Raw genomic sequence first — 13,154 nt, forward strand, 5'->3', positions numbered from 1 at the left:
AGCACTGGCTAAATGCCGGGAATCGGCACCCGTTTGTGCTCCGTCTTCAAATATTGCTTTTCCAGCTTCTCCTGCGCTTCGGGCGAAATCGTCTTGCCTTCCAAGTAATTGCTGTTGTCGTCGTAAGTGATGCCGAGCTCGTTCTCGTCCGTCTGCCCTTCCCACAGGCCGGCGGTAGGCGCTTTATCCAGCACGCTAGCCGGTACGCCCAACTCGCGGGCAAGCTGCCGCACCTGACGCTTGTTCAGACTGCTCATCGGAGTGATATCGACGGCGCCGTCGCCATACTTGGTGAAAAAGCCCGTAATCGCCTCCGACGCGTGATCCGTGCCGACCACGAGCAAATTCAGCTCGAACGCAAGCGCGTACTGCACGACCATCCGCGTTCTGGCTTTGACATTCCCTTTGCCGCCACGGCTCAAGTGCTTGTGCACGCCGATCGATTTCAACCCGTACTCGGCTTCGAGCGCGATCTCGTTGACCGCTTCCTCGATGTTCGTCTCGATGCGATATTTCAAATCGAACGCTTCCGCCGTCGCGTAGCTGTCGGAGATGTCCGCCTGCTCCCCGTACGGCTGAAACACGCCGACCGTTTTGTATTCGCGTCCTTTCTCGGCCGTCAACTCATCCGTAGCCCGCTTGCACAACCCTGCCGCCACGGCGCTGTCGATCCCGCCGCTGATGGCGATCAGGAGCCCGTCGACGCCTGCTTTAAGCACGTATTCTTTTAAAAAATCGACCCGTTTGCGAATCTCTTCATTGACATCGATCACCGGCTTGACGCCAAGCTTTGCAATAATGTCCTGTTGCAGACTCATCGTTCTCCACACCTCTCCACGCGAGTAATCGCGACTTGCGGAAGCCGGACAGCCGCTCCGGTCTTACCGCTTGTCAATTTTGTTTACATTATAGCACGATCCGGAAATTACAAAAACTCCCGCCTGACGCTTAGAGCGCCGGCAGGAGCCGATAGAAGGATTAACCTCTTATTTGCAATAGGTTTCGAAAGCGCCGATCAGATCGTTGGCGATCATTTCGGCGGAACGGTCTTCTACTTGGTGGCGTTGGATGAAATGCACTAATTGGCCGTCTTTCATCAGCGCGATCGATGGCGAGGACGGCGGATACGGCGCAAAATATTCGCGCGCCTTTGCCGTTGCTTCCTTATCTTGACCAGCAAACACCGTGTAAAGGTGATCCGGCTTCACTTCGTGCTGCAGCGCTTTGGCCACGCCAGGACGGCATTGGCCGGCGGCACAGCCGCACACGGAATTGACCACGATCAGAGCGGTCCCTTTCATATTGTCGAGCGCCTCGGATACTTCCTCCGGTGTACGAAGCTCGGTTACCCCGATACGCGTCAGCTCGTCTCTCATCGGCTGCACCATATCTCTCATGTATGCTTCAAATGACATGGACATGTTAAGCTTTCACTCCTTTGATCGAACATAAAGGTATATAAAGTTTCCTATGTCCATTATACAACGGTACGGGGCGAAAGCAAGGCATTCCAGCCAACTTCTCTATGCAGCACGCTCCGGCTTGCACTGAAACCGCAGCCGGAGCACACTGTTCGCCGCTATTTTTTATCGGCATCCTTCTCGTCAGGCTCGCCGCTCGGATACGATTTATAGGCCACATCTTTGTCCGAGTGCATGAATGGGTAGCCCTGCGGCACGATCCCCTGCTCGAAGAGCTCGCGGTTTTCCGTCGTTTGAAAACCTACGTCTTTATACGGATGCACCCATTGGTCCCCGGACATGATGGCCGGATCAGTCTCATCGCTCCATTGTTCAAGCGGGGATTGGTCCGATTGGTAGATGTGATCTCCGATCAGCACGCCGTATTCGTTCACGAACGCCTCGCGCGGCCCCCGTTTTTGATGATATTCCTGCCTAAAATTAATTTCAAAAGGATCAAGCTCCGGATCGTTCTTGGCGTTATACGAAATGCCGGTATCGACCTGCTCGTACGATGCGTTTTTATCCCGATTTTCCTTATCGTTCATGAGCTGTGCCTCTCCTCTGCCCCGTTTAGGTGGACGGACGGTTCGGACCGTTCAGTTTTTTATTCGTTTCGGCTGCATCGCTATCGGCTCCAGCCTGATTGGCGTTTGCCTGCCGCTGTTGCTCCTTGGAATCACCAGATCCCGATTGCTGTTGTGCCATCGCGCAGATTCATCTCCCTTCATGATGATGTTAGTATGCGAAGGCTTTGCCAAAATAATTAGCCGGGCGGATGCAAAAATTGAAAAACAAAAGAGGATTTCGATAATGTCTCGAACTTGTATTCTTGCTTCTTCAACCAATCGATCGCATCCGGGAGCGCCTCCACCGTGGTCGTCTTATGGTCATCGTCATGCATGAGCACGATGATTTGATTTTTCCCGCGGCTGTTCGACCGTACGGATGCCAATATATCCTGTTTAGGCAATGTAACTGCGGCTGCATCTGTCGAACTGACGTTCCAATCGAAGTATTGGTATCCAATATTAGTCATTTCCCGGGCAATTTTCGCCATGATATGACGTCCGCCCGCTTTGCGGCTCAAATGATTGTCGGAACCTCCCGGAAAACGAAAAATATCCGGCCTGACTCCAACTGTTCGAGCCAGCAAATCGTTTAATTTTTCCGTATCCTTGCGGTATGCCGCGATCGAGGAATAAATGTAGCCATAATTGTGCGAATATGTATGATTTCCAAGACTGTGCCCTTCATTCACAATGAGCTTATAGTACGATTTAAGCTCCGGAGACGATTTTCCCGTAACGAAAAAAGTTGCCTTAACGCCTTTTTCCCTTAAAATGCGTAAGATATGTCTGGTTTGGCGGGAGGGTCCGTCGTCGAAGGTGAGGTAGGCTTTTTTCTTCCTGCTTCCCCGTTCGGTAGATGGCGGGTCCGTCCCGAGGATAGCATAGGGCTTTGCCGCATACTCGGCGATCATCTGGAAGCCGGACAGCACCCGCTCCTCCTCATCGTACGAAGACTTACCGGCAATATGCTTTTGCCCAGCACTCGTACGGAGTTCTCCCTTCTCAGGACTGCATCCGGTCAAAACACACAAAGTAAACCATGCCAAACAGCAAAAAATAGAAATGCCTTTTCGGTCTTTTAGGCTCATGAACATCATCCCCCCATCGCAGGTTACCGCTTTCTAAGCTAGTATGACTCTTCCGGCTCGGGAGGAATGTGTGTTATTATGTGGAACAATTGAAGGGATTGGGTGGGTTGACTTGTACACAGGAGGGTTATAACGGAGCGCGCACCGCGAGAACTAAACAGACGGAGGCCTGATTCCAGCTCACGGCTTCCGCACGAAATCCATGGGTCTGAAACCAGGCGATCAACCGCTGTGATTCGGCATAATGTTCTTCGCCAGGAGCCGTTCCGCTTGCCGCATATAGGTCATCCGGAGCATCCATCCAATCGACGATGGCGATGCGCCCCTTCGCTTTCAATACCCGGGCCATCTCTGCCAGGGCGAGCGGCTGCTGCGCTTCCGTCAAATGATGGAAAGCGAAGCTGGTCACGACGAAATCGAATTGTCCGTCAAACGACGGAACGGACAGCAAATTGCCGATTCTCGTCTCCAGAGCCGGCAATTGCATGCGGCAGCGCCGCAGCATTTCGGCCGATTGGTCGATACCGACCATGCGCACGCCGCTTGTGAGCAGGCGGGAAGCAAATCCGCCGGTGCCCGTTCCGATATCGAGTCCCCATTCGCCGGGCTGCGGAGCGACCCGCTCTGCGGCCTGGGCCAGTATGCGCGAGTAAGCGGGCTCCGTCGGCACATGCGGCGCCAGTCCGGCGCTGCCGTTAAGCTCCCATTGTTCCGACAGCGCGTCGAAGTTCCAGAGATCGGCCCATGAATCGCGAATCGCTTTGCTTGCCTTGGCCCGTTCCGCCAGCGCATGCCAACGGTGCCGAAGCGATTCCGGCTCATCCTCTGTCCGCTCGATCATGCCGTCAAGCAGGGCAAGCGTCTCCCGAAGCTCCAGCCACTGCCCGTAAAGAGCCGAGCGCTGCAGCTCCAAATAGCGCCGGACCTCGTCCGTTTCGGCCCGGTCCGTCCGCTCCAGCACGGTCCGAATATCGTCTACGGCAATGCCGGCCTCCCGCAGCGCCAGAATCGTCTGCAGCCGCCAAGCGTCTTCCTCCGTAAACCGGCGATAGCCGTTGTCCGGATGTTTGGCTGGCGACAGGAGGCCCTTTTCTTCATAAAATCGGATCGCCCGGGTCGAGACGTTCAGCCGCCGGGCCAGCTCTTGAATTTTCATCCTGTTAACGTCTCCTTTCCCGTAGATCAGCCCGATTGGGTCTCTGCATCCGCTACGACAAGCACGTCGATATGCCGGGAGCGGCGAAGCAGCTTTTTCACGACCGAGCCCTGTATCGTTTCCTTCCAGGAAGGCTTGCTGGATTGGCCGATAACGAGCTGCGTCGCCTGACAAGCATCGGCCTTGGCAGCCAACACTTCCGGCAGACGCCGCCGATTGTCCGCGCGGTGCACCTCGAAGATGCCACCAAGCCGCTCCGTCAGCTTGCGGAGCTGCTCCAGCCTGGCGCCCAGTTCGTTGCTATGCGTCCCGCTGCCAAGCTGAACGTAGGCCACATGCCATACGGCTTTCAGCCGATGAGCGATCCGAAAACCGCGTCGGATCAACCGCTCAGCCTCCGGTGTAACGTCCACGCACACAAAGATCGATTCCTGCCTGCGCCACGGACCGCGAAGCGAGCTTTTGCGCTCGTACGATTCCAGCCGTTCGTCCACGTCATCGGCAATTTCACGCAGAGCCAGCTCCCGCAGCGCTATCAAATTCACAGTACGAAAAAAATGACCAAGCGCTTGATCCACCTTGTCGAGCGCGTAAATGCGCCCCTCTCTCATACGCTGCTGGAGTGTCTGCGGCGCGACGTCGATCAGTTGAACTTCGTCCGCCAGGCGTAAAATATGGTCCGGCACCGTCTCCCGGACACGGACACCGGTGAGCTTCTCCACCGCGTCGTTCAAGCTTTCCAGATGCTGGACGTTCACCGTCGAGATGACCGAAATGCCTGCTGACAGCAGCTCCAGCACATCTTCGTAGCGCTTCTTGTTCCTGCTGCCCGGCACGTTCGTATGCGCCAGCTCGTCGACTAGCACGACCTCGGGCTTGCGCCGGATGATCTCGTCCGTATCCATGTCCTCCAGCTTCGTGCCGCGGTAATCGATCACCTGCCGCGGGATCGTCTGAAGCTCGCCAATCTGCGCCTGGGTTTCCTTGCGGCCGTGCGTTTCCAGCAGTCCAATCTGCACGCCGATCCCCTTCTTCAGCAGATCGTTGCCTTCCCGCAGCATCGTATACGTCTTGCCGACGCCCGGAGCCGCGCCGATATACACCTTGAACCGCCCTTTGCGAAGCTGCGCGATCTCCCGTTCGACCTCATCCGAGCTGAGCCGGCGGTATAGATCGGACGCTTTCTGCCGCTTGGTCTGCTTGGTCGGCAGAATACGCTCGCCCTCATGCGCCGCCCGGTCCGCCACGACAAAAATATCGATATTGCGCGTCCGCTTCAGCATGTCGTGCACGATCGACCCTTGCCACAGCTCCTGCCATAACGTCTGCTTGGAATGCCCGAGGACGATGCGCGTTACACTATGCGCCAGCGCATAGTTCACCAGCACGCCGGGCAAGGAACGCCGCCCGCACAGCGGCAGCTCTTCGAACACTCCGCCGACTTTCTCCGCCAGCTTCACCATCGACCGCTTGAACGCCGCCTCTTCTTTGGATAAGTCCTTCTTCCGATCAACAAAAGCAACGACAAGCAGGTCGCCGTTCAGCCGCTTGGCAATTTGCTGGCCCCGCCTTACATAGATCGAGCCGTTCCAATGATATTGAGCGGATACGAGAATACGTTCGGCCGCGCCTGACGGTCCGATTAGCCCAAGCTCTTCGCGGTGCTTCTCCAGCGAATCGTTGACGCCTTCCGCCACGAGCCGCAGCGCCAGCTCCCGGAGCACTGCGAGATTGCCCCGCTTGAATACGCCCGCGCCCTTCTGCGCTTTCACGCTGCCTTCCTCGACGCGGCCTAAAATCATCTCCGGCGTCGCATCGATCAGCACAACTTCGTCGGCCAGCTCCAGCGTATCGGACGGTACCGTCTCCCGCACCTCAATGCCGGTCAGCTTCTGGGCCAGCTCCGTTGCGCCCTCCAGCTCGTACACGTTGATCGTTGTAATGACGCTGATGCCCTTGCTGAGCAGGTACCGAATATCCTCAAGCCGTTTCGGATAAAGAGCCCCTTCGCGGTTGCGGTGCGCCAAGCCGTCCACCAGCACGACCTCGGGATTGCGCTCGGTGAGCGCTTCCAGATTCAAATCCTTCTTATCTACACCGTCTTTCTGCCAGTGGATGCTGGACACCCGCTCCAAATCGCCGATCTGCCGCACCGTTTCCGGCCGCTGCATCGTGGAAACGGCACAGATGACAACGTCGATCCCCTGTTCCTTCAGCAGCTGTCCTTCCCGGAGCATGTGATACGTCTTCCCCGACCCGCTCACAGCCCCGATATACACTTTAAGTCGCCCTTGATGAAGCTTGGAAATGGACCGCAAAATTTCTTCCGGCGTTTTTCGCTTGAACGTTTCCGTCCCCATCCTGAGTTCGCCTCTCTTCTCCCACGGCGTCAGACGAACAATTTGACCGTTCCCAGCACCAATCCGATCAAAAAGCCGCATAGCGCGCCGTTGACCCGAATCCACTGCAAGTCGCTTCCGATTTTATCTTCCATTAACGCAATCAATGTCTCATTGTCGAACCGATCCACATTCTCCCGGATCAAAGCGCCGATTTTGGAATGGTTGGCCTCCACCCAGCGGCCGAGCTGCTCATGGACCCACTGTTCCAGCTTCTCCATACCCTCTTCGTCTTCCCGAATCCGGCTCAACAGCTCTTTCAAAAAAGGAATCGCATAGCGCTCGGCAAACTCCGGCGCGCGCACCGTTTCCACCAGCCGCTCCTTCAACTGCTCTACCCAGCGCTCCGTCCGGGCGGAGAGGTCCAGGTTATCCAGCAGCCGGACCTTCCAAGTGTCCAACGTATCCGCCGTCTCCGGGTCGGCCAGCCAACGTTCCAGCCGGACGCGCAGCTCCGCCAGCAGCGCCAGGCGGTTTTTGTTCCCCTGCCGTTTCATGTCGCGGATGGCGTTCCACACAAACTGCTGGATCATCGCCCCAAGCTTTTCTTCATTATAAAAGCCGAGAAACGCATTAACCGCGAGCTGCATAAATCCGTTCGTCTGAAGCCCATGCATCGCCTGCGCAGCCATCGCGCCCAGCCGGTGCTGCGTTTCTCTCGTCAATACAAGCTGCTCGGCCAAATCCAGCAAAAAATCGAGCGCCTTCTCGTCGCCCTGATGCTGGTACACTTGATCCAGCACTTTGCGAAGAGCTGGTGCGGCCTCCAACGCGTCAATGCGCTGCCGGATTTCCTTCTCCAGCAGCGCAGGTATACGATCCCATGGGATATAGTCCAGCAGCCGCTCGCACAATACGGCGATGCTCTGCTGTGTCTTGTCGGATTCCAGAACCCGTTCGGCCCCTTCCAGTCCGCGCGAAACGATCTTCAGCCCGGCGAGCTTGCTGCGGATGCTTTCTTTACTGATCAGCTCCTGCTCGACGGTTGTAATGAGCGCCTCCGTTACCCGCTTCCGGTTATTGGGTAACAGCGCAGTATGCGGGATTGGAATGCCCAGCGGATGGCGGAACAAGGCGGTAACGGCAAACCAATCGGCCAGCCCCCCTACAAGTCCCGCTTCGAATCCGCTTTGCAGCAAGCGTACCCACGTATGATCCGCCCACGGTATGGTCGCCGCGAACCCCGCGGCCATGACGCCGAGCGACACGGCGGCGGTATGTTTGGCTTTTCCGGACAAGACACAACAGCTCCTTTACACTACTTTATCGTCATCATTTCGGTAAGCGCCAGGTTCAGCTTCAGCACGTTCACACGCGACTCGCCGAATACGCCGAGATCCCGCCCTTCCGTTTGGCGTTCCACTAAATTCCCTAGGTCCGCTTCGCTGATCCCCGTCAGCTTGCTGATCCGCGGCACTTGCGCTTGGGCGGCCTTTGGGGAAATATGCGGATCGAGACCGGAGGCGGAGTTGGTTAACAGGTCGATCGGAACTTCGCTGACCGGCACGCCCGGATTGGCTGTCTTCCAGGCCTCGATCGATTCCTGCGTCCGCTTCACGAGCTCGGGGTTCGACGGCGCATAGTTATTCGAGCCCGAGGCGTCGGCTTTATAATCAATACTCGATACGCGTCCCTGAAAATATTTCGGATCGCTGAATTGCTGCCCGATCAGTTCGGAGCCGACTACAGCGCCGCTGCGGTTATGAACCAGACTGCCGTTCGCCTGAGCCGGGAAAATCGCCTGCGCGATTCCGGTCGAGACAAGCGGATAAATAAGACCGCAAACGACGATAAACACTAGCGAAGCGCGTACGGCAATACTGAGCGAGAAGCGGGCCGTCTCGGCCCCTTCATGATTGACGCGGCTTACCATAAGGAATCATTCCCTTTCTATATATCATATCTCCAAGTTGTTTTCTCTACAAATCTTGACAGCGAAAAAACGGATGCAAGTTTTTACCCCATTAAATCCACAGGTGAACCGCCAGGTCGATCAGCTTGATGCCGACGAACGGCACCAACACCCCACCGAGCCCGTACAGGAACAAATTGCGGCGCAGCAGCTGCGTCGAACTCATCGGCTTGTAGGTTACGCCTTTCATCGCCAGCGGAATCAGCAGCGGGATGATGATCGCGTTGAAAATCAACGCCGAGAGAATCGCCGACATCGGCGAGCCGAGCTTCATGATATTTAGAGCTTCCATCTGCGGAATCGCCAGCGTGAACATCGCCGGGATGATGGCAAAATATTTCGCCACGTCGTTGGCGATACTGAACGTCGTCAGCGCACCGCGGGTCATCAGAAGCTGCTTGCCGATGGCCACGACTTCGATGATTTTGGACGGGTCGGAATCGAGATCGACCATGTTGGCCGCCTCCTTCGCCGCCACCGTCCCGCTGTTCATCGCAAGGCCTACGTCGGCTTGCGCCAGCGCCGGCGCGTCGTTCGTGCCGTCGCCGGTCATCGCCACCAGCTTGCCTTCGGCTTGTTCGCGCCGGATCACGGCGATTTTGTCCTCCGGCTTGCTCTCCGCGATAAAGTCGTCCACCCCGGCCTCCCGGGCAATCGTAGCGGCCGTCAGCGGATTGTCGCCCGTACACATGATCGTCTTGATGCCCATCTTGCGCAGCTGCTCGAACCGTTCCTTCATGCCCGGCTTGACGGTGTCCTTCAAATAAATCAAGCCAACGATTTCGCGGTCTACGGCCACGGCCAATGGCGTGCCGCCTTCGGAGGCGATCGCATTGCCCTTCGCTTCCAGATCGGCCGGGATGACGCCTCCCTGTGCCTGCACCCATTTTTTCACCGCATCCACAGCGCCTTTGCGCACCTGACGGCCGTCCGTCAGGTCAATGCCGCTCATCCGGGTCTCCGCCTTGAATTCGATAAACTCACCGCCTTCGGCGAGCGTCGGATCGAACGAAAAGCTCTGCTTTTTCATCAGCTCCAGCACGGAGCGTCCTTCCGGCGTCTCGTCTTTGACCGAGCTGATTGCAGCCCACTCCGCCACCGTGTCGGAATCCGCTGAGCCAACCGGCACGAACTCGCTCGCCATCCGGTTCCCGAACGTAATTGTGCCCGTTTTGTCAAGAATCATCGTGTTGATGTCGCCGGACGCTTCAACAGCTTTCCCCGACATCGCCAGCACGTTGAACTGGGTCACCCGATCCATCCCGGCAATCCCGATCGCCGACAGCAGACCGCCGATCGTTGTCGGAATCAAGCAGACCAGCAGGGCGATCAGCACCGGAATTTGCAGCTCGATCTCCAGGTAACGGGCAATCGGAGCGAGCGTGACGACGACGATGAGGAAAATGAGCGTCAGGCTGGTGAGCAGCGTGTTCAGCGCAATTTCGTTCGGCGTCTTCTGCCGCTTCGCGCCTTCGACCAAAGAGATCATCCGGTCGATGAACGATTCGCCCGGGTCGCTCGTAATGCGCACCCGGATCTTGTCGCTCACTACCCGGGTCCCCCCGGTCACCGAGCTGAAATCGCCTCCTGCTTCTTTAATGACCGGAGCGGATTCCCCGGTGATCGCCGATTCGTCCACGGACGCCAGCCCTTCGATCACTTCACCGTCGCCGGGAATCATTTCGCCTTGGGATACGATGACAATATCGCCCTTTCGCAGCTCGGTGGAGGGAACCTGCTTCACGCCGGCTCCCGTCACTTTATTCGCGGTAATTTCCTTCTTCGATTTCTTGAGCGAGTCGGCCTGCGCCTTCCCGCGCCCTTCGGCGAGCGCCTCCGCGAAGTTCGCAAACAGCACCGTGAACAGCAGGATAACAAATACGGTGAAGTTGAAGCCGACGCTCTCTTCCGTTCCGAAATACCCCGGCAGCAGCGTCATTAACAGCACGACGAGCGTGCCTACCTCGACCACGAACATCACCGGATTTTTCATCATCGTGACCGGATTCAGCTTCACGAAGCTTTCTTTTATCGCATTCCGGACGATCGGTCCGGACATCATGCTTTTTCGATTCGAACTCATGGGTAACTCCCCTCTTCCTTCCCGATCTTCACGTTTAACGCAGCGTCAAATGCTCGGCTACAGGCCCAAGCACGATGGCCGGCAGGAACGTCAGTGCCCCGATTATGAGCACCGTTCCGACGAGTATGCCGACGAACAAGCCGTTGTCCGTACGGAACGTACCGACCGTCTCCGGCACCCACTGCTTGCGGCTGAGCGAACCGGCCACGGCAAGCAGCGCAATCATCGAGATGTAACGCCCGAACAGCATCACAAGGCCGGTCGTAATATTCCAGAACGCCGTATTGTCGCCCAGACCCTCGAAGCCGGACCCGTTATTGGCCGCCGATGACGTATACTCGTACAGCACCTGTGAAATGCCATGGAACGACGGATTCGTGATCGCCGCTTTGCCTAACTCGGTCGCAAGCGCAATCGCCGTCGGCGCCAAAATAATAAACGGATGCGCCAAAATCGCAATGGCGATCAATTTCATCTCGCGGGCTTCGATCTTCCGCCCCAGAAATTCCGGGGTCCGGCCGACCATCAGACCTGCAAGGAACACGCCCAGAATGGCGTACATGAGCATATTGACGAGGCCGACGCCTTTACCGCCGAACACGCAGTTCAGCATCATCAGTGCGAGCGGCGTAATGCCTCCGAGCGGCGTCAGCGTATCGTGCATGTTGTTGACCGAGCCGGTCGTCGCCGCCGTCGTGACCGTTGTAAACAAGGCCGACATCGGGATGCCGAAGCGCACCTCTTTGCCTTCCATACTGCCTTGGGAAGCGTCCATGCCCAGCTTGTTCAACGCCGGGTTACCGTTCAATTCGGACGTGTAGACGAGCGACAGGAACAGCAAGAACAAAATGAGCATCGCAGAGAAAATAACCCAGCCCTGCTTCCGGTTCTTCGCGAACAATCCGTACGTGTACGGCAGCGCCGCGGACAAGCACCACATCGACAGCATCTCGATCACGTTCGTCAGCGGATTCGGGTTCTCGAACGGGTGCGCCGAGTTGACGCCGAAAAATCCGCCGCCGTTCGTTCCCAAGTGCTTAATCGATTCCAGCGACGCGACCGGTCCGATCGCAATTTGCTGCTCCGCCCCTTCGAGCGTCTGCACAGTGATCGTCGGCTGCAGCGTCTGCGGCACGTTCAAGGCTACCAGCGCCAGCGTGACAACGAAAGCAAACGGCAGAAACACACGGGTGTGCGCTTTGACAAAATCCTCGTAGAAGTTGCCAAGCGTCTTGCCCTTGGTCGTAACGCCGCGGATAAAGGCGATCGCCACGCACAGCCCCGTCGCCGCGGAAGTAAACATCATCATGGTGATCAGAGCCATTTGCGACAAATAAGAAAGTCCCGACTCCCCGCTATAATGCTGCAGGTTCGTGTTCGCCATGAAGCTGATGACCGTATTGAACGACAAGGTCTGCTCCATATTGTCGATGCCGTTCGGATTGAGCGGCAGCAGCTTTTGCACCCTTAACAGCAAATATCCGAAAGCAACCAGCACAATATTGGTTGCGATAAAGCTGAGTCCGTACGTTTTCCATGTCATCCCCTTGCGTTCGCGCAACCCGATCAGCTTGTAGATCGGCCGCTCCGCCCATCCGAACAAGCGGTCCGTACGATTGGCCTCGCCGGAAAAGACATGATATAAATAAGTGCCGAGCGGCTTCGCCAGCAGCACCAGAATCCCTATGACAATGGCTATTTGCAAAATACCCACGGGGTCCAAACCTCCTTTAATGAACAAGCCGAATCCGGTTGGTTAAAACTTCTCCGGATGAATCAAGGCATACGCCAAATAGATGAATACGAATAAAGTCAATGCTCCGATGACGATCATCGCCCGTCCCCTCCCGATTCCTCGGTTACCCGGCTGCACCAGGTCAGAAAGCCCCAGAACACCACGTAGGTTCCAGCCAACAGCAATACCATGTACAAGTCCGCCACTTCCCAACGTCTCCTTCCGAGCGATTGCGCTCGATTACTCCAAATGGCCGTCTATTAAAAATCCGACATCATCGCCGTTCGTATAAATGACATGATGCGCGCCAAGCCCCTTATATACGAGCCGGGGGCTCGGATTGCTTGTAATCAGATAAATCGGCCCGTTCGTCCACGTCCGGCAAATCTGAATATACCGGCATGACAAGTTCAGGCTTTTCTCGAACAAAAATACCCGGCTGACCGCGAACTGCGGCACGGTCCACGACTCGCAGCCCGACGTGTCGATCGTCACCACGTTCCCGACGCCAAGCCCGGCCAGCTTCCTATGCTCGGCCTTGCTGTTGGCAAGGGCCGCGAGGCGAAGCTGCCGTCTTTGCAGCTCGCGGATAAAGTTTTCTCCCGCCTTGTTCGGCGCCGATACCAGAATATAGCCGGATGATGCTTTGATCATTTTTATACGTTCTCCTCCTGTTCACTCCAGGAGAAAAGGCAACAAAAAAGAAGCCTTGGGCAAGAGGTGACTCTTCCCGCGGCTTCCAAGGCACG

General features: G+C 56.7%; 13 protein-coding genes. All 13 read right to left on the reverse strand.

All coding sequences use genetic code 11. The features are described from left to right. Positions 1-8: 8 nt before the first annotated feature. The 13 genes from nadE to KQX66_RS27595 all read right to left on the reverse strand — a co-directional run bounded on the left by nadE (position 9) and on the right by KQX66_RS27595 (position 13,059). Complete coding sequence (gene nadE, locus KQX66_RS27540) at positions 9-818, reverse strand: NAD(+) synthase (RefSeq protein ID WP_216796078.1); 810 nt, start codon at positions 816-818, stop codon at positions 9-11. A gap of 168 nt (positions 819-986) precedes the next feature. Further along, complete coding sequence (locus KQX66_RS27545; RefSeq protein WP_010502131.1) at positions 987-1,421, reverse strand: BrxA/BrxB family bacilliredoxin; 435 nt, start codon at positions 1,419-1,421, stop codon at positions 987-989. 158 nt (positions 1,422-1,579) lie between these two features. Next, the gene (locus tag KQX66_RS27550; protein WP_216796079.1) at positions 1,580-2,008 is read right to left on the reverse strand and encodes a DUF3905 domain-containing protein; all 429 of its coding nucleotides are present in this window, start codon (positions 2,006-2,008) and stop codon (positions 1,580-1,582) included. A 25-nt stretch (positions 2,009-2,033) separates the two neighbouring features. Beyond that, positions 2,034-2,168 (reverse strand): hypothetical protein, encoded by a 135-nt coding sequence (locus tag KQX66_RS37875; protein WP_284439853.1) that lies wholly within the window; start codon positions 2,166-2,168, stop codon positions 2,034-2,036. A 58-nt stretch (positions 2,169-2,226) separates the two neighbouring features. Next, a complete protein-coding gene (locus tag KQX66_RS27555) occupies positions 2,227-3,120 on the reverse strand; it encodes a polysaccharide deacetylase family protein (protein WP_216796080.1) in 894 nt (297 codons plus the stop codon). A 127-nt stretch (positions 3,121-3,247) separates the two neighbouring features. Beyond that, positions 3,248-4,276 (reverse strand): MerR family transcriptional regulator, encoded by a 1,029-nt coding sequence (locus KQX66_RS27560; RefSeq protein WP_216796081.1) that lies wholly within the window; start codon positions 4,274-4,276, stop codon positions 3,248-3,250. Positions 4,277-4,302: 26 nt separating this feature from the next. Beyond that, the gene (locus tag KQX66_RS27565) at positions 4,303-6,636 is read right to left on the reverse strand and encodes a universal stress protein (RefSeq protein WP_216796082.1); all 2,334 of its coding nucleotides are present in this window, start codon (positions 6,634-6,636) and stop codon (positions 4,303-4,305) included. A gap of 29 nt (positions 6,637-6,665) precedes the next feature. Beyond that, on the reverse strand, positions 6,666-7,913 hold the full coding sequence (locus KQX66_RS27570; protein WP_216796083.1) for a DUF445 domain-containing protein: 1,248 nt from the start codon (positions 7,911-7,913) through the stop codon (positions 6,666-6,668). A gap of 20 nt (positions 7,914-7,933) precedes the next feature. Beyond that, on the reverse strand, positions 7,934-8,548 hold the full coding sequence (kdpC, locus tag KQX66_RS27575; protein WP_216796084.1) for a potassium-transporting ATPase subunit KdpC: 615 nt from the start codon (positions 8,546-8,548) through the stop codon (positions 7,934-7,936). Between the two features lie 91 nt (positions 8,549-8,639). Further along, the gene (kdpB, locus tag KQX66_RS27580) at positions 8,640-10,670 is read right to left on the reverse strand and encodes a potassium-transporting ATPase subunit KdpB (RefSeq protein WP_216796085.1); all 2,031 of its coding nucleotides are present in this window, start codon (positions 10,668-10,670) and stop codon (positions 8,640-8,642) included. Between the two features lie 34 nt (positions 10,671-10,704). Further along, entirely contained in the window at positions 10,705-12,384 is a 1,680-nt protein-coding gene (kdpA, locus tag KQX66_RS27585) for a potassium-transporting ATPase subunit KdpA (RefSeq protein ID WP_308647285.1), read from the reverse strand. 42 nt (positions 12,385-12,426) lie between these two features. Further along, positions 12,427-12,504: a potassium-transporting ATPase subunit F gene (locus KQX66_RS38230; protein ID WP_368858150.1), complete on the reverse strand. Its 78-nt coding sequence runs from the start codon at positions 12,502-12,504 to the stop codon at positions 12,427-12,429. Between the two features lie 141 nt (positions 12,505-12,645). Continuing rightward, on the reverse strand, positions 12,646-13,059 hold the full coding sequence (locus KQX66_RS27595) for a hypothetical protein (RefSeq protein WP_216796087.1): 414 nt from the start codon (positions 13,057-13,059) through the stop codon (positions 12,646-12,648). Positions 13,060-13,154 lie beyond the last annotated feature (95 nt).

This window comes from Paenibacillus oleatilyticus (assembly GCF_018998565.1).
GTDB classification, from domain to species: domain Bacteria; phylum Bacillota; class Bacilli; order Paenibacillales; family NBRC-103111; genus Paenibacillus_G; species Paenibacillus_G oleatilyticus.

Bases quoted from the DNA above. Each gene is read 5' to 3' on its own strand.
- nadE (WP_216796078.1), bottom strand. From the start codon at position 818: ATGAGTCTGCAACAGGACATTATTGCAAAGCTTGGCGTCAAGCCGGTG.
- KQX66_RS27545 (WP_010502131.1), bottom strand. From the start codon at position 1,421: ATGTCCATGTCATTTGAAGCATACATGAGAGATATGGTGCAGCCGATG.
- KQX66_RS27550 (WP_216796079.1), bottom strand. From the start codon at position 2,008: ATGAACGATAAGGAAAATCGGGATAAAAACGCATCGTACGAGCAGGTC.
- KQX66_RS37875 (WP_284439853.1), bottom strand. From the start codon at position 2,168: ATGGCACAACAGCAATCGGGATCTGGTGATTCCAAGGAGCAACAGCGG.
- KQX66_RS27555 (WP_216796080.1), bottom strand. From the start codon at position 3,120: ATGAGCCTAAAAGACCGAAAAGGCATTTCTATTTTTTGCTGTTTGGCA.
- KQX66_RS27560 (WP_216796081.1), bottom strand. From the start codon at position 4,276: ATGAAAATTCAAGAGCTGGCCCGGCGGCTGAACGTCTCGACCCGGGCG.
- KQX66_RS27565 (WP_216796082.1), bottom strand. From the start codon at position 6,636: ATGGGGACGGAAACGTTCAAGCGAAAAACGCCGGAAGAAATTTTGCGG.
- kdpC (WP_216796084.1), bottom strand. From the start codon at position 8,548: ATGGTAAGCCGCGTCAATCATGAAGGGGCCGAGACGGCCCGCTTCTCG.
- kdpB (WP_216796085.1), bottom strand. From the start codon at position 10,670: ATGAGTTCGAATCGAAAAAGCATGATGTCCGGACCGATCGTCCGGAAT.
- KQX66_RS38230 (WP_368858150.1), bottom strand. From the start codon at position 12,504: ATGATCGTCATCGGAGCATTGACTTTATTCGTATTCATCTATTTGGCG.
- KQX66_RS27595 (WP_216796087.1), bottom strand. From the start codon at position 13,059: ATGATCAAAGCATCATCCGGCTATATTCTGGTATCGGCGCCGAACAAG.